We start from the raw sequence: 16,731 nt of genomic DNA, 5'->3' as shown, positions 1-16,731 counted from the left end.
GTCATCCCCCCCGCCGTCAGCCTGGCAGGGTGCGGACCGGAGGGCGAGAGGTCGGTTCCGGCAGGGTGTCGCCGCCGTCTCTGCCCGGGTCCGGCAGGCGCCACCGCCCCGCAGGCGTCACTGCGCTCCGACGGTCACCGTGAAGGAGAAGCGGTCGCCGCGGTAGCGGATGCGGGCCACGTCGACGACGCGGCTGTTTTCGTCGTAGGTCACGCCGGTGTAGTGGAGGATCGGGGAGAGCAGGGGGACCTGGAGGAGGCCCGCGGTCTCCGGGTCGGCGAGCCGGGCTTCGACGGTGTCCGTGATGCGGCTGATCCGGACGCCGACGACGTCCCGCAGCACCTTGGTCATCGGCCAGCGGACCAGGTCGGCCGGGTCGATCGAGGCGGCGAGCTCGGGGAGCACCGCGTTCTCCGCCCAGTTCGTCGGCTCGTCGCTCTCCCCGTCGCGGCGCAGCCGCCGGTACGCCACGACCTCCGGCACGTCCGGGAAGTACTCGGCGAGCTCGCCCGGCACCGGTTCGGGACCGTGCCCGAGGACCGTCGTCCGCTCGCCCGACTGCTGGGCCACGATCGTGTCGATCGAGCCCAGCAGCCGGCGCGGGGTGGACCGCCGGGCGCCCGGCTCGATGAACGTGCCGCGCCGCCGGTGCCGGCTGATCAGCCCCTCCTCCTCCAGCTCCTTGAGGGCCTGGCGCATGGTCAGCACGCTCACGCCGTAGTGGGCGGCGAGCTGCTCCTCGGTGGGCAGCCGCAGCGAGGCGTCGGGCGTGCGGCCCAGTATCGAGGCGCGCAGCGACTGCGAGACCTGATACCAGAGAGGCAGCTTGCGGTTCAGGACCAGCGAGTCGGGTGCGAAGGCGGTCACGGGTTCTCCGTACGAAGGCTACGGGCTTACGGCCGAGACATTACGGCCGGAAGTGGCGCTCCAGACCCTGCCATACGTCGTCGTATCCCTTCTGCAGGTGGTCGGCGCCCGCGGCCTGCGGGGTCGCGGTCATCGGCCAGCGGGTCTCGAACATGAAGGCAAGGCCGTCGTCGATCTTCTGCGGCTTCAGCTCGGCGGCGCTGGCCTTGTCGAAGGTCTCCCGGTCGGGGCCGTGCGCGGACATCATGTTGTGCAGCGAGCCGCCGCCCGGCACGAAGCCCTCCGCCTTGGCGTCGTAGGCGCCCTCGATCAGGCCCATGTACTCGCTCATCACGTTGCGGTGGAAGTACGGCGGGCGGAACGTGTCCTCGCCGACCAGCCAGCGCGGCGCGAAGACCACGAAGTCCACGCCCGCGAGCCCGGGGGTGTCGGTGGGCGAGGTGAGGACCGTGAAGATCGACGGGTCGGGGTGGTCGTAGGAGATCGTCCCGATGACGTTGAAACGACGCAGGTCGTAGACGTACGGCGTGTGGTTGCCGTGCCAGGCGACGACGTCGAGCGGCGAGTGGCCGTACGTCGCGGACCAGAGGTTGCCGCAGTACTTGTTGACCACCTCGACCGGACCCTCGACGTCCTCGTACGCGGCGACCGGGGCGCGGAAGTCGCGGGCGTTGGCCAGGCCGTTGGCGCCGATCGGGCCGAGGTCGGGGAGCTGGAAGGGGGCTCCGTAGTTCTCGCAGACGTAGCCGCGGGCGGTCTCGTCGAGGAGTTCGACGCGGAAGCGGACCCCGCGCGGGATCAGCGCGACCTCGCCCGGGTGGGCGGCGAGCAGGCCGAGCTCGGTGCGGAGCAGCAGGCCGCCGCGCTCCGGGACGATCAGCAGCTCGCCGTCGGCGTCGCCGAAGACCCGGTCCATGGACGCGTTGGCGTGGTAGAGGTGCACGGCCATGCCGGTCCGCTGGGCCGCGTCGCCGTTGCCGCCGAGGGTCCACAGGCCGGCCAGCCAGTCGGTGCCGGGGGCCGGGTCGGGCAGCGGGTTCCAGCGCAGCCGGTTGGGGTCCGGGACGGTCTCGGTGAAGGGCGCGCCGTGCAGCGCGCCGTTGTCGATCCGGGTGAACGGCGGGTGCGCCGCCGAGGGACGGATCCGGTAGAGCCAGGAGCGGCGGTTGTGGGACCGCGGCTCGGTGAAGGCGCTGCCGCTGAGCTGCTCGGCGTACAGGCCGAGGGGTGCGCGCTGCGGTGAGTTGCGGCCGTCCGGCAGGGCCCCGGGGACCGCCTCCGAGCTGTGCTCGTTGCCGAAACCGGTGCTGTAGGTGAGCGCCTCGGCCGTCTTCCTGGCCTGCTCCGTGGTCATCGCCCGCTCCTGTCCTGAGCCCCTGGCCTGAGGCCACAAGGGAATCCTATGCATGACCGTAGGATTCCGCGCGGCTCACGTCAACGGGGCAGGGTCCCCAGGGCGCTCCGCGACCGCTTCGCCGCGCCCGCCACGGTCTTTCCCGGTCTTCCCTCCAGTCGTCCGCACGAGTCCGTGCACGAGGGGGTCAGGAAAGATGAACAATGCTCTACTCTCACGCGCATGTCCTGGACCCGAAGACTCGTCCTCGCGCTCACGGTCGTGCTCGCGGCACTCGCCGCAGCCCTGCTCACCGCACCCGGGGCCCAGGCCCACGAGGAGCGGCCCATCACCCTGCCCGACGGCTCCGGCAGCGTGCCGAAACTCCGCACGGGCGAACCCGACCTCCTCGTCTGCAAGACCGACCGGGCCGACTTCGACCGCCGGATCGCCGGCTTCCCGGCCGCCCTCAAGACCCGCAACCTCGCCCTCTACGAGCGCTGCGCGCGCGCCGGATACCGCCACCTCCAGCAGGCCGTCGACGCCGTCGACCGGCCCGGCATGACCATCGCGATCCTCCCCGGCCTGTACGAGGAGGAGCCGTCCCTGCCGCAGCCCACCGGGGCCTGCGCCACGCTCAAGGCCCCCAAGTCCTCGCTCGGCTACCAGATCCTCAGCTACGAACAGCAGCGGAGCTGCCCCCACAACCAGAACCTCGTCGCCATCCTCGGCAAGAAGAACCTCCAGATCGAGGGCACCGGCGCCTCCCGCCTCGACGTCGTCATCGACGCCAAGTACCAGAAGCTCAACGCCCTCAGGGCGGACGGCTCCGACGGCATCTACTTCCGCAACTTCACCGCACAGCGCACCACCTTCAACTCGCTGTACGTGCTCGCCGCCGACGGCTTCGTCATCGACGACGTCCTCACCCGCTGGAACGACGAGTACGGCTTCCTCACCTTCGCCTCCGACCACGGCCTCTACAAGAACTGCGAGTCGTACGGCAACGGCGACTCCGGCATCTACCCCGGCTCGGCCTCGAACATCAACGACGGCTACGGCTACGACGTCCCCCGCTACTCCATCGAGATCACCGGCTGCCGCAGCCACCACAACATGGTCGGCTACTCCGGCACCGCCGGGGACTCCGTCTGGGTCCACGACAACGAGCTCGACCACAACATGGGCGGCGCCTCCATGGACTCCGCCTTCCCCGGCCACCCCGGACTGCCCCAGAACCACGCCCGCTTCGAACGCAACCTGATCCACGACAACAACCAGAACTACTACCCGTACGTCGCCGACGGCACCTGCGCCAAGCCGCCCGTCGACCGCGGCTACGAACAGGGCGTCGTCTGCCCCCAGATCTCCATGCCCCCCGGCACCGGCATCATCACCGCGGGCGGCAACTGGAACCTCTACGAGGACAACTGGATCTACGGCCACCAGCGCTCCGCCTTCTTCCTCAGCGCCGTCCCCGCCTTCATCCGCGGCGAGTCCGCCTGGGGCAAGCAGACCGACACCTCCCACCACAACCGCTACGCCGGCAACCACCTCGGCGTCGACAAGGCCGGCAACGCCCGCCCCAACCGCTCCGAGGTCTGGTGGGACGGCCAGGGCAGCGGGAACTGCTGGCAGTCCGACGCCGGCGCCACCACCCCCGGCGCCCTGCCCGGCTGCGGCACCCGCCGCGGCGACGTCTCCGGGAACACCGACCGGCTCGTCGGCGAACCCGTCAAACTCGCCCAGCTCCTCGTCTGCGCCGACTACAACGTCCAGGCGCGCCGCCTCCCGGCCGGCTGCGACTGGTACGGCGCCCGCGGCCTCCAGCGCGTCGAGACCCAGCTCGCCCTCGGCAGCGCCCTCGTCCTCGCCCTCGCCGGCTGCGCCCTGTGGTGGCGTCGCCTGCGCGGCAGCCGACTCGCCGGCGTGGCCACCCTCATCGGCCTCGCGGGCCTGACCCTCGACGTGGCGGCCTCGACCCTGGCCCTCACCCCGACCGCCCTCCCGGCCCTCGCACTGCTCCTCACCGGGATCTGGTGGACCCTCATCGGCCTCGCCCTGCGGCCCACCCGCCCCGTCCTCGCCTGGACCACCCTGGCCCTCGGCGCCCTCACCCTCCTCGACGCCTTCGACAAAGCCGTCCTCATGGTGCCGGGCATCCCCGTCAGCCCCGCCTGGCTCCGCCTCCTCCTCGGCGTCGTCTGGGTCCTCTGGGCCGTCATCGCCTCCGGCGCCCGCCCACCCCGACCGACCCCCACCCCCGGTCCTGATCCCGACGCCGATTCCCCCACTCCCGAGCACGGCACGGATCCCGCCAACGCCACGGCCGGGCACGCCACGGCCGGGCACGGCACGGATTCCGCCGCAGTCGGGACCGCTACGGATTCCGCCAACGCCTCGGCCGGGCACGGCACGGATTCCGCCACAGTCGGGACCGCCACGGATCCCGCCGCGACCGGGCCCGCCACAGGTCCCGCCGTGGCCGGGCCCGCCACGGATTCCGCCGGGGGGACGCCGTGACGCGGCCGCGCGGGGCGGCGTCGCTCCTCTCCCTCACGGCCGTGCTGGCCGCCGCGCTGACCCTCACGGGCTGCGGCGGCCGGGCCACCACCCATCACAAGCCCGGCACCACCCACCAGGAGGCCACCGGGAGCAGCGGCACCCTGCTCCCGGCGAAGGACGAGGGCGGCCACCGGCTCCGGGAACTCCCCGCGGCGGACGCGCCCACCGTCAGGGCCGAGGCCCGCCCCGACCCGGAGGGCGGCTGGAACGTCCACCTCACCGTGGAGAGGTTCCGCTTCACCCCCGAGAGCACCGGTGGCGCGGCCCTCCCGGGCCGGGGCCACGCCCGCCTGCTGGTCGACGGCCGGGAGACCGCCCGCCTCTACGGCCCCTGGGGGTACGTGCCGCCGGGCGCCCACACCCTGACCGTCCGGCTCCACGCGGACGACCACACCGCCTGGGCCGTCGCCGGAACCCCCGTCCAGGCCACCGTGCGCCTGGACGGCGGCCCCGCCACCTCCGCGCCGCCGAGCCCCCGGCCGACCGACACCGGCCGGACGGTCACCCTCACCATCAAGGGGACGACCGTCGAACCACCTCCTTCCCGCATCGAGTTGAAGAAGGGCGAACGCCTCACCCTCCGTGTCACCGGCGACCGCGCCGACACCGTCCACGTGCACGGCTACGACCGCGAGCTCCCGCTCAGGCCCGGCACGCCCGCCACCCTCACCCTCACCGCCGACCGCACCGGCCTGTTCGAGGTCGAGACGCACGAGTCCGGACTCGTGCTGACCCAACTCGTCGTCCGATGAGCGCCGTTCCCGCCGCAGCCCACGCCCACGCCGAGTCGCTCGGTCTCCCGCTCGCCCACGGCGTGGGCTCCCGGCACGACCTCCCCCTCTCTCCCTTCTATGCCTACGCCGGCGCCTTCACCGCGCTCCTCGTCTCCTTCCTCGCCCTCGGGCTCCTCTGGTCCTCCTCCCGCTTCCGCGGCGACCTGGCCGGGCGCCCGATCCCCGCCCCTCTCCAGCGGGTGGCCGACGCGCCGGCCACCCGCACGGCCCTCCGGCTCCTCGGCACGGCCGTCGCGCTGCTCTTCCTCCTGCACCTCCTCCTCGGCCCCGACGACCCGGACCGCAACCCGGCACCCGGCGCGCTCTACGTCCTCCTCTGGGTCGGTCTCGTCCCCGCCTCCCTCCTCCTCGGCCCCGTCTGGCGCCTCCTCAACCCGCTGCGCGCCGCCCACGCCCTCCGCCCGCCGCGACACCCCCGCCCGCTGCCCGCCGCACTCGGCATCCGCCCCGCCGCCGCCGGGCTCCTCCTCTTCACCTGGCTCGAACTCGTCGCGCCCGACAACGCCTCCCGCACCACCCTCCTCATCGCCCTGGCCGTCCATGCCGCCGTCCAGCTGCTCGGCGCCGCCCGCCACGGCGAGCGCTGGTTCGCCCACGCCGACCCCTTCGAGGTCTACTCCTCCCTCCTCGCCCGCCTCTCGCCCCTCGGCCGCCGCACCGACGGCCGACTCGTCCTGCGCTCCCCCTTCCACAGCCTCGACTCCACCCCGCAGACCCCCGGCCTCGTCGCCACCGTCTGCGTCCTCCTCGGCTCCACCGCCTACGACGGCCTCTCCGACAACCCCCGCTGGATCACCACCCTCCAGACCTCACCCCTCGGCCCCACCGCCACCGCCACGCTCGGCCTCCTCGCCGCCGTCGCCCTCGCCGCCGCCTGCTACGGCCTCTGCGCGGGAGCCCTGCGGCTGATGCACCGTGACCTCACCACCCCCCTCACCTCCTTCGCCCACTCGCTCCTGCCCATCGCCCTCGGCTACCTCGTCGCCCACTACTTCTCACTCTTTGCCACCGAAGGAGCACGTACAGTCATCATGGCAGCGGGCACTGACAACGCCCCCGCACCCGCTCCACCACTGGGTCCAGGGGGCCTCGCGACCCTCCAGGTCGCCGCGATCGTCACCGGTCACGTCCTCGGTGTCGTCGCCGCGCACGACCGGTCCGTCCGCCTCTTCCCACCCGACCGGGCGGTCGCCGGCCAACTCCCGCTCTTCGTGCTGATGATCGCGTACACCCTCGGCGGCATCGGCCTGCTCATCGCCTGAGGCCCGCCTTCGCCCGACCCCCGACCGGAGCGGCATCATGGTCCCCGTGCCCCAGACCAGCCCCCAGACGCCCCCGGTGCTCCGTCGCACCCCCGTGCAGCAGCGCAGCGCCGAGCGGCTCGCCCGGATCCTCGACGCCTGCGCCGTACTCCTCGACGAGACCGGGTACGAGCAGCTGAGCACCCGCGCCGTCGCCGTCCGCGCCGGCGTTCCCATCGGCTCCGTCTACCGCTTCTTCGGCAACAAGCGGGCGATGGTCGCCGCCCTGGCCCACCGCAACCTCGACGAGTACGCCGAGCGGATCTCCACCCGCTTCGAGGCGACACCGCTCCTCGACGCCCACGGGGCGATCGACGGTGTCCTCGACGAGTTCATCGCGATGAAGCGGACCGTCCCGGGGTTCGCGCTCGTCGACTTCGGGGTGCCCGCCACCGCGCCCGACGACATCACGGGTGACGGTCCGGGCGGCGGGCCGGGCAGCGGTCCGAGGGGCGGCCGGGGTCGCGGCCGGGAGGCCTCCGAAGGCTCCGGCGAGGCATCCGGCGAGGCACCCGGTGACGCGGACGAGGACGCGGACACGGAGGCGGACGCGGACACGGAGGCGGACGCGTGTGCGGACGAGGATGCGGGCGCGGGCGAGGGCGCGAGTGAGGCCGACAGGTTCGCCGAGGACCCCAACCGCCTCGTCGCCGACCGGATCTGCGTGCTCCTCGCCGCCCATCTCGGCCGCACCGCCGACGACGACCTGCGGCGGAAGGTCCTCGTCGGCGTCGAGACCGCCGACGCCCTCGTCCGGCTCGCCTTCCGGGTCGACCCCGCGGGCGATCCGGCGCTCGTCGACGAGACGCGCCACCTGCTCCACGCCTACCTGGCGCCCTCGTTGTCGTCGTAGCCCCCCGTGGTGCCCCGTGGCGGCACGGGGCACCACAGGCGTCGCGGGGCGTCGCGGCACCTTTCCGTACAACGCCCCCGCGCACCCCTCCCGTACGTCCCTACCGGTCGGTATGCTCGGCGCCACCCGTGCCCGACGCCGCCCCAGGGAGACGCCATGTCCACCGCCCTGCGCATCTGCCCCCTCTGCGAAGCGACCTGCGGACTGGTCCTGACCCTCGACGGGGACCGCGTGACGGGGGCGCGGGGCGACCGCGACGACGTCTTCAGCCAGGGGTTCATCTGCCCCAAGGGTGCGGCCTTCCCCGAGGTCGACGGCGACCCGGACCGGCTGCGCGGCCCGCTGGTCCGGAAGGACGGCAGACTCCAGGAGGCCACCTGGGCCGAGGCGTTCGACACGATCGCCGAACGAATTCGGCCGCTGGTCGAGGAGTACGGGCCGGATGCCGTGGGTATCGTCCTGGGCAACCCCAACGTGCACACGTTCGCCGGCGCCCTCTACCCGCCCCTGCTGATCGGCGCGTTGCGGACGCGGAACCTCTTCACCGCGTCCACGCTCGACCAGATGCCCAAGCACGTCTCCAGCGGCCTGCTCTTCGGGGACCCCTTTGCCATCCCGGTGCCGGACCTGGACCGCACCGACCACCTGCTCGTCCTCGGGGCCAACCCGCTGGACTCCAACGGAAGCCTCTGCACCGCCCCCGACTTCCCCGGCAGGCTCAAGGCGCTGCGCCGCCGCGGCGGCACCCTCACCGTCGTCGACCCCCGGCGCACCCGCACCGCCCGCCTCGCCGACCGGCACGTCGCGATCCGCCCCGGCGCCGACGCGCTCCTCCTTGCCGCCCTCGTCCACACCCTCTTCGAAGAGGACCTCACCGACCTCGGTCCGCTCGCCGCCCACGTCGAAGGGGTGGACGAGGTGCGGGCCGCGACACGGGAGTTCAGCCCCGAGGCGGTCGCCGCCGCCTGCGACGTGGACGCCGCCACCATCCGCACCCTCGCCCGCGAACTCGCCGCCGCGCCCACCGCCGCCGTGTACGGGCGGATGGGCAGCTCCACCGTCGCCTACGGCACCCTCGGCAACTGGCTCGTCGACGTCCTCAACATCCTCACCGGCAACCTCGACCGCCCCGGCGGCGCCCTCTTCCCGCTCTCCGCCACCGCGCCCGCCCCGCGCCCCGCCGGACCGGGGAAGGGCTTCGCCCTCGGCCGCCGGCACAGCCGGGTCTCGCACCACCCCGAGGTCAAGGGCGAACTGCCGCTGGTCGCGCTCGCCGAGGAGATCGAGACGCCGGGGGAGGGCCGCATCAGGGCGGTGATCACCGTCGCCGCCAACCCGGTCCTGTCCGCGCCCGACGGCGACCGTCTCGACGCGGCCCTCGCCTCCCTCGACCTCATGATCGCCGTCGATCCGTACCTCAACGAGACCAGCCGCCACGCCGACGTCCTGCTGCCCCCGCCGCCGCCCTCCCGGAGCGCCCACTTCGACTTCGCCTTCAACGGCTTCGCCGTCCGCGACCAGGCCCGCTACACACCGGCCGCCGTCCCCCTCGAAGCGGACCGCATGGACGAGTGCGAGATCCACGCCCGGCTGATCCTCGCCGTGTCCGGGCCGGACGGGGCCCCGCCGTCCGCCGTCGACGAGCTGGCGATCGACATGACGCTCGCCAGGGCCGTGACCCAGGAGCACTCGCCCGCGTACGGCGCCGACCCCAAGGAGTTCGCGGCCGGGCTCTCCGGCGACACCGGCCCCGAGCGGCGGCTCGACCTGATGCTGCGCCTCGGTCCGTACGGGCTCACCCTCGACGAACTGAAGGCCCACCCGCACGGCGTCGACCTCGGGCCGTTGAAGCCCCGGATCCCGCAGCTCCTCAAGACCCGCAGCGGACGGATCGAACTGTTCCCCGCGCCCCTCGCCGCCGACCTGCCGAGGTTGCGGGACGCGCTCCACGCCGTACCGGAGCCGGGCACCCTCCACCTCGTCGGCCGGAGGCACCTGCGCTCGAACAACAGCTGGCTGCACAACACCCCGGCGCTCGGCGGCGGATCGAACCGCTGCACCCTCCAGGTGCATCCGGAGGACGCGGAGCGGCTCCGGCTCACCGACGGCGGTCTCGCCAGGGTCAAGGGGGAGGGCGGGGAGGTGGAGGCGCCGGTGGAGGTCACCGACGGGGTGCGGCCGGGGGTGGTGAGCCTTCCGCACGGCTGGGGGCACGACCGGCCGGGCACCCGACTCGCCGTGGCGTCCGCCCGCCCCGGTGTCAACGTCAACCAGCTGCTCGACGGCTCCCGGATCGACCCCCTCTCCGGCACCGCCGTCCTGAACGGCTTCCCCGTCGAGGTGTCGCCCCTGCCGTGACCTGGGGTTTTGCTCGTATTGCTCACGCGTCAACGTCTTGTTAACGGCAGAAGCGGACACCTACCGTCATCCGGACCGCCGCTCGGCGGCAGTTCAAGGGTGAACGTGAGGTGTCCTCCATGCTGACCGTCCTCGGTTTCGCCATGATCGCGACCTTCCTGGTTTTGATCATGATGAAAAAGATGTCGCCGATCGCGGCGCTCGTGCTGATCCCCGCGCTCTTCTGCGTCGCGGTCGGGCAGGGGGCCCAGCTCGGCGACTACGTCATCGAAGGCGTCGGCAAGCTGGCGCCGACGGCCGCGATGCTGATGTTCGCGATCGTCTACTTCGGCGTCATGATCGACGTCGGCCTGTTCGACCCGATCGTCCGGGGCATCCTGCGCTTCTGCAAGGCCGACCCCGTGCGCGTCGTCGTGGGCACCGCGGTGCTCGCCGCGATCGTCTCCCTGGACGGCGACGGCTCCACCACCTTCATGATCACCGTGTCGGCGATGTATCCGCTCTACAAGCGGCTCGGGATGAGCCTGGTCGTCATGACGGGTGTCGCCGCCACCGCCAACGGCGTCATGAACACCCTGCCCTGGGGCGGCCCCACGGCCCGCGCCGCGACCGCGCTGAAGCTCGACGCCGCCGACATCTTCGTCCCGATGATCCCCGCGCTCGGCATGGGCCTGCTCTTCGTCTTCGCCCTCGCGTACGTCCTCGGCCGCCGTGAGCGGAAGCGCATCGGCTACCTCACCCTCGACGAGGCCCTCCAGCCGGAGACGGAGACGGAGACCGTCCTGGTCGCGGCGGGCGGCACGGGCTCCACGGGCTCCACGGGTACGGGCTCCACCGGCACGGGTTCTACGGGTGCCGGCACCAGCATCACCGGCAAGGGCACGGGTTCCGGTTCCGGTGCCGCGGCGGCCGACGGTTTCCAGGGGCTCGACCCGAACCGTGCGACGCTCCGGCCCAAGCTCTACTGGTTCAACGCCGGCCTGACCGTCGCGCTGCTCGCGGCGATGATCCTCGAACTGCTGCCGATCCCGGTCCTGTTCCTCCTCGGCGCCGCCCTCGCGCTCACCGTGAACTACCCGAACATGGCCGAGCAGAAGGCCCGTATCGCCGCCCACGCCGACAACGTCCTCAACGTCGCCGGCATGGTCTTCGCCGCCGCCGTCTTCACCGGTGTCCTCACCGGCACGGGCATGGTCAAGCACATGGCCGACTGGCTCGTCGGCGCCATCCCCGAGGGCATGGGCCCGCACATGGGCCTGGTCACCGGCGTGCTGAGCATCCCGTTGACGTACTTCATGTCGAACGACGGCTTCTACTTCGGCGTGGTGCCGGTCCTCGCCGAGGCGGGCGCGGCCCACGGGGTGTCGCCGCTGGAGATCGCCCGCGCCTCGCTCGTCGGGCAGGCCTTGCACATGTCGAGCCCGCTGGTGCCGGCGGTGTACGTGCTCGTCGGCATGGCGAAGGTGGAGTTCGGCGACCACACCCGGTTCACGGTGAAGTGGGCCGCGCTGACCTCGCTGGTCGTGCTGGCCGCCGGGATCCTCTTCGGGATCATCTGACGCGAGGGAGCGGAATCCTCCGAAGCGAGGACGGGCCCGGGCCGGCGACGGCGTCCGGGCCCGTAGCCGTGTACGGGCTGACAAAGGCGTCCGGGCGCCGCGCCCGCGGCCGTCCCGGGGCGGCGATCGGACCCGGGCCTGCCATCGCGGCCGCGTGTGCGCCGGACGGGCGACTTCGGGGGGTGGTGCACGCATGTCGCCACCCTGCGTGGCTGATCGGTGACAGATGGTCGGATTATCGGTTAATCCGTCCGACGATCTCCCTTCGGAGGAACACGCATGCCCGCTCGTACCGTCCGACCCCTCGCCGCCACCGCCGCAGCCGCACTCGCGTTCGGTGGCCTCGCCCTCGCGGGCGCGCCCATGGCGTACGCCGCCCCCGGTGACAACGGCGACGTGAAGATCCACAAGGTCGGCACGCCCTTCGACGACCAGCGCAACGAGCCGAAGGTCTGCAGGTTCTACCTAGCGGCCTTCAACTTCGACACGCTCCAGGAAGTCGACTGGGAGATCACGCCCCAGCCACCCAAGGCGGACGACCCCAGCCTCAGCGGTCACATCACCCTCGCCACGGGCAAGGGGCACACCGGCACGCTGTCGCTGCCCAGCGGTCAGTACAAGCTCGTCTGGACCTTCGAGGGCCAGAACGGCGCAGGCAAGCAGAAGGTCTTCAAGGTCGAGTGCCCCGGTGACGTCATCACCAACCCGAGCCAACCGCCGAACGGCGATCCCGGCAGCCCCGGCAGCCCCGATAGCCCCGGCGGCCCTGGCGGTCCCGGCGGGCACGGTCACGGCAGGCCCCCGCACGGCCCGGTCGGTGCGGGTGGCGGCGGCAGCGCGGAGATCGCCGCCGAGGACTCCTCCGCCTTCGGCATCGGAGCCGCCGTCGCCGCCGGCCTCGCCGGCACGGCCGGACTGGTCCTGATCCGCCGTTCGCGCCGCCGCGACAATGGCGCCGCGTAGGTCCCGCCTCACGCGACGCAGGCGGCGGATCCTCCGGCTGGCCAGGACCGTGGCGGTGGTCACGGTCCTGGTCGCCGGGGGCGTCTGGTGGGCCGACGACGACGGTGAGCCGGCCGACCCGCCGCTCGCCGCCGGCCCGGCCGCGCCGGGCCGGACCGGACAGACCGGTGCGGGCGGCGCAGCGGCCGGAGCCCCCGCGGCCGTGGACCACAAGGCGAAACCCAGGGCCCATCCGAAGGCCGTGCCGCCGCCCCGGGCGGCACCCTCGCCCCGGCCGGCACCCCCGCCCGCGCCGCTGTCCCGTTCGCGCCCCACCCTCCTGGCCGTCCCCGCCATCACCGTCGAGGCCCCGGTGACCGAACTCGGCACCGACGGCAAGGGGCGGCTCGCCACACCGCCCATCGACAACCCCCAGGTCGTCGGCTGGTACGCGAAGGGAGTCACCCCCGGTGAACGCGGCACGGCCGTCGTCGTCGGCCACCGCGACACCCGCACCGGGCCCGCCGTCTTCCTCAACCTCGACTCCCTCAGTGCCGGAAACACCATCCGGGTCGCCCGCGCCGACGGCAAGGTCGCCGTCTTCACGGTCGACCGCGTGCGCACGTACGCCAAGGCCGACTTTCCCGACAAGGAGGTGTACGGCCCCACCGGGCGGCCCGAACTGCGCCTGCTCACCTGCGGCGGAGCCTTCGACCGCCGTACCGGCTACGAGGCGAACATCGTCGTCTTCGCCCACCTCACGGACCTCGCCCAGAAGATCTGACCGCCGGTCCGGCGGCGACCCCGCCCCTGGATCGGTGCTCCGGGCCCCCGGGCCCGTCCCCAAGACCACGCCCCGCCCGACGGATCCAGCCGCTCCGTCGGGCGGGGCGTGCCGTGCGTACGGCGGAGACCGGAAAGGAACGGCTCGGCTCGGATCTGGCGGGACCGGTTCGGCTCGGACCTGACGGGACCGGCTCGGACCGTTCCGTGTCTCCGCCCCGGCGGGCAAGGGGGGATCCGCCAGTTCCGCGGGTGCACGGCTGTGCCGGGTGGACGTGGACAGCTCGTGGGGCGGGGCGGCACGATCGAGCGGTGCCGGTGCCGGTGCCGGTGCCGTTGTCAGGTGTCGTGGCGCGTCGCCGGTGAGACCGGGGGCACTCCGGTGGACTCTGGCGCCGAAAAACTAACGGCGCTAGTTTGTTGCGGACGGGGAACCGGCAACGTGAGGAGACAGCGGATGAAGGCCCACGACGCGATGTACATCGGCGGGGAGTGGCGGCCCGCGTCGTCCACGGACACCATCCCGGTGATCAACCCGGCGGACGAGCAGGTCATCGGCCACGTCCCGGCCGGCACCGCCGAGGACGTCGACGCCGCCGTACGCGCCGCCCGCGCCGCGCTCCCCGGCTGGGCGGCCACCCCGCCCGCCGAGCGCGGAGCCCGGATCGCCGCGCTGCGCGACGCGCTCGCCGCCCGCGCGGAGGAGATCGCCGCCACCGTCACCGCCGAACTCGGCGCCCCGCCGCAGCTCGCCGCCGCCGTGCACGCGGGCCTGCCGATCGCCGTGGCCGGCTCGTACGCCGAGCTCGCCGCCACCCACTCCTTCGAGGAGAGGATCGGCAACTCCACCGTCTACGCCGAGCCGGTCGGCGTCGTCGCAGCGATCACCCCGTGGAACTACCCGCTCCACCAGATCGTCGCCAAGGTCGCCCCGGCCCTCGCCGCCGGTTGCACCACCGTCCTCAAGCCCGCCGAGGACACCCCGCTCACCGCCCAGCTCTTCGCCGAGGCCGCGCACGAGGCGGGCCTGCCCGCCGGCGTCTTCAACCTGGTGACCGGCCTCGGCCCCGTCGCGGGCCAGGCGCTCGCCGAGCACCCGGACGTGGACCTCGTCTCCTTCACCGGCTCCACCGCCGTCGGCCGCCGCATCGGCGCGCTCGCGGGCGGGGCCGTCAAGCGGGTCGCCCTCGAACTCGGCGGCAAGTCCGCCAACGTCATCCTGCCGAGCGCCGACCTCCCCAAGGCCGTCGCCGTCGGCATCGCCAACGTCATGTCCAACTCCGGTCAGACGTGCAGCGCCTGGACCCGGATGCTCGTCCCCGCCGACCGCTACGAGGAGGCGGTGGCGCTCGCCGCCGAGGCCGTCGCCAAGTACGTCCCCGGCGAGCGCGTCGGCCCCCTCGTCAACGCGAAGCAGCGGGAACGCGTCCGCGGCTACATCGAGAAGGGCATCGAGGAGGGCGCCCGCCTCGTCGCCGGCGGCCCCGACGCGCCGCGCGAGACCGGGTACTACGTCTCCCCGACCGTCTTCGCCGACGTCACCCCGGACATGACCATCGCCCGGGAGGAGATCTTCGGACCGGTCGTCTCCATCCTCCGGTACGAGGACGAGGCCGACGCCCTGGCCATCGCCAACGGCACCGAGTACGGCCTCGCCGGCGCCGTCTGGGGCGAGCCCGAGGCGGCCGTCGCCTTCGCCCGCCGCATGGACACCGGCCAGGTCGACATCAACGGCGGCCGCTTCAACCCGCTGGCCCCCTTCGGCGGTTACAAGCAGTCCGGCGTGGGCCGGGAACTCGGCGCGCACGGCCTCGCCGAGTACCTCCAGACCAAGTCCCTCCAGTTCTGACCTCCCGACCGTCCTGACTTCCGCCAGTCTTGACTCCCGACCGTCCTGCCCTCCCGACCGTCCTGGCCACCCGACAGTCCCGGCCACCCGAGCGCAGAAGGAGCAACGAGCGTGATCCGCGCCGCAGTCCTGCCCGCCGTCGGCTCTCCCCTGGAGATCACCGGCATCGAACTCCCCGAGCCCGGCCCGGGCCAGGTCCGCGTCCGGCTCGCCGCGGCCGGGGTCTGCCACTCCGACCTGTCGCTCACGAACGGCACCATGCGCGTGCCCGTTCCGGCCGTCCTCGGCCACGAGGGCGCAGGCACGGTCGTCTCCGTCGGCGACGGGGTCACCCACGTCGCCCCCGGCGACGGCGTCGTCCTCAACTGGGCGCCGTCCTGCGGCAGCTGCCACCCCTGCTCGCTCGGCGAGGTCTGGCTCTGTGCGAACGCCCTGACCGGCACGGCGAACATCCACGCCCGCACGGCGGACGGCACCGAGCTCCACCCCGGACTCAACGTCGCCGCCTTCGCCGAGGAGACGGTCGTCGCCGCGAACTGCGTCCTGCCCGTCCCCGACGGCGTGCCGCTCACCGACGCGGCGCTCCTCGGCTGCGCCGTCCTCACCGGCTGGGGCGCGGTCCACCACTCCGCCCGGGTCCGCGAGGGCGAGACCGTCGCCGTGTTCGGCGTCGGCGGAGTGGGCCTCGCCACCCTCCAGGCCGCCCGGATCGCGGGCGCGTCGACGATCGTCGCGGTCGACGTCTCCCCGGAGAAGGAGGCGCTGGCCAGGGCGGCGGGAGCCACCGAGTACGTCGTGGCCTCCGAGACCACGGCGAAGGACATCCGGAAGCTGACGGGCGGCCAGGGCGTCGACGTGGCCGTCGAGTGCGTCGGCCGCGCCGTCACCATCCGTACCGCCTGGGAGTCCACGCGGCGCGGCGGCCGCACCACGGTCGTCGGCATCGGCGGCAAGGACCAGCAGGTCACCTTCAACGCCCTGGAGATCTTCCACTGGGGCCGCACCCTGGCCGGCTGCGTCTACGGCAACTCGAACCCGGCCGAGGACCTGCCGGTCCTCGCCGAGCACATCAGGGCCGGCCGCCTCGACCTCGGCGCCCTCGTCACCGAGCGGATCACCCTCGACGGCATCCCGGGCGCCTTCGAGAACATGCTCGCCAGCAAGGGCGGCCGGGCGCTGGTGGTCTTCCCCTGACGCCCGCCCCGCGACCCTCAGGACCGGCGACCGCTGGTGGAGCTCCCGCGGGTGGGTGGGGAACGAGGGTTCCTCGACCGGGTGTCGAGCCCCCTCCCGCACGATCGGTTCGACGGAAGGTCCGGGTGTACGGAGCAGCCGGGGGCTCGCTGTGCGGAGCACGCCCCCCTTGCCGATGACCTGCGCGAGGACGAGCCGTTCATGAGTGGGCGGTCCGTCGAGCCCGGGTGCGGTCGAGGCCCGGCGGACGTCCCCCTCGTCGTAGCCGCCCCGGTCGACGGCCAGGTCGGTGGGCAGGATGCGAGAACGACGGCCAGGCATTCCGCGACAGGG

The 16,731-nt window shown here is 73.2% G+C and carries 12 protein-coding genes and 1 pseudogene; 10 read left to right on the top strand and 3 right to left on the bottom strand.

Going from position 1 to position 16,731, the window contains the following annotated elements:
- Positions 1 to 117 precede the first annotated feature (117 nt).
- Both ACFCY7_RS24225 and hmgA read right to left on the bottom strand, forming a co-directional pair.
- Positions 118 to 867 carry a GntR family transcriptional regulator gene (locus ACFCY7_RS24225; protein WP_376488137.1) on the bottom strand — a complete coding sequence of 250 codons (750 nt, stop codon included), beginning with the start codon at positions 865 to 867 and terminating at the stop codon, positions 118 to 120.
- A gap of 40 nt (positions 868 to 907) precedes the next feature.
- A complete protein-coding gene (gene hmgA, locus ACFCY7_RS24220) occupies positions 908 to 2,221 on the bottom strand; it encodes a homogentisate 1,2-dioxygenase (RefSeq protein ID WP_376488136.1) in 1,314 nt (437 codons plus the stop codon).
- 222 nt (positions 2,222 to 2,443) lie between these two features.
- On the opposite strand from hmgA, the gene ACFCY7_RS24215 reads away from it, so the two are divergent.
- The 10 genes from ACFCY7_RS24215 (at position 2,444) to ACFCY7_RS24170 (ending at position 16,398) form a co-directional block, all read left to right on the top strand.
- Entirely contained in the window at positions 2,444 to 4,723 is a 2,280-nt protein-coding gene (locus ACFCY7_RS24215) for a right-handed parallel beta-helix repeat-containing protein (RefSeq protein WP_376488135.1), read from the top strand.
- Entirely contained in the window at positions 4,720 to 5,517 is a 798-nt protein-coding gene (locus tag ACFCY7_RS24210) for a hypothetical protein (protein WP_376488134.1), read from the top strand. Before ACFCY7_RS24215 ends, ACFCY7_RS24210 begins: the two co-directional genes overlap by 4 nt.
- Positions 5,514 to 6,821, top strand: a complete 1,308-nt coding sequence (locus ACFCY7_RS24205) for a hypothetical protein (RefSeq protein WP_376488133.1) — start codon at positions 5,514 to 5,516, stop codon at positions 6,819 to 6,821. Before ACFCY7_RS24210 ends, ACFCY7_RS24205 begins: the two co-directional genes overlap by 4 nt.
- Before the next feature lie 37 nt (positions 6,822 to 6,858).
- Positions 6,859 to 7,713, top strand: coding sequence for a TetR family transcriptional regulator (locus tag ACFCY7_RS24200; protein WP_376488132.1), 855 nt, complete (start codon positions 6,859 to 6,861; stop codon positions 7,711 to 7,713).
- A 156-nt stretch (positions 7,714 to 7,869) separates the two neighbouring features.
- Positions 7,870 to 10,071, top strand: a complete 2,202-nt coding sequence (locus tag ACFCY7_RS24195) for a molybdopterin-dependent oxidoreductase (RefSeq protein ID WP_376488131.1) — start codon at positions 7,870 to 7,872, stop codon at positions 10,069 to 10,071.
- Between the two features lie 119 nt (positions 10,072 to 10,190).
- Positions 10,191 to 11,630 carry a CitMHS family transporter gene (locus ACFCY7_RS24190; RefSeq protein ID WP_376488130.1) on the top strand — a complete coding sequence of 480 codons (1,440 nt, stop codon included), beginning with the start codon at positions 10,191 to 10,193 and terminating at the stop codon, positions 11,628 to 11,630.
- Between the two features lie 279 nt (positions 11,631 to 11,909).
- Positions 11,910 to 12,593, top strand: coding sequence for a hypothetical protein (locus ACFCY7_RS24185; RefSeq protein ID WP_376488129.1), 684 nt, complete (start codon positions 11,910 to 11,912; stop codon positions 12,591 to 12,593).
- Entirely contained in the window at positions 12,580 to 13,356 is a 777-nt protein-coding gene (locus ACFCY7_RS24180) for a class F sortase (protein ID WP_376488128.1), read from the top strand. Before ACFCY7_RS24185 ends, ACFCY7_RS24180 begins: the two co-directional genes overlap by 14 nt.
- A gap of 456 nt (positions 13,357 to 13,812) precedes the next feature.
- The gene (locus tag ACFCY7_RS24175; RefSeq protein WP_376488127.1) at positions 13,813 to 15,204 is read left to right on the top strand and encodes an aldehyde dehydrogenase family protein; all 1,392 of its coding nucleotides are present in this window, start codon (positions 13,813 to 13,815) and stop codon (positions 15,202 to 15,204) included.
- 111 nt (positions 15,205 to 15,315) lie between these two features.
- Complete coding sequence (locus tag ACFCY7_RS24170) at positions 15,316 to 16,398, top strand: Zn-dependent alcohol dehydrogenase (RefSeq protein WP_376488126.1); 1,083 nt, start codon at positions 15,316 to 15,318, stop codon at positions 16,396 to 16,398.
- An 18-nt stretch (positions 16,399 to 16,416) separates the two neighbouring features.
- Here the strand turns inward: ACFCY7_RS24170 and ACFCY7_RS24165 are convergent.
- A pseudogene (locus tag ACFCY7_RS24165) lies at positions 16,417 to 16,719 on the bottom strand (DUF6190 family protein); the annotation flags it as partial.
- Positions 16,720 to 16,731 lie beyond the last annotated feature (12 nt).

Origin of the sequence: Streptomyces sp. NPDC056361 (genome assembly GCF_042262805.1) — a bacterium.
GTDB lineage: Bacteria > Actinomycetota > Actinomycetes > Streptomycetales > Streptomycetaceae > Streptomyces.
Note: the sequence above shows the minus strand (reverse complement) of the source record. Positions and strands in the feature narration are given on the sequence as shown.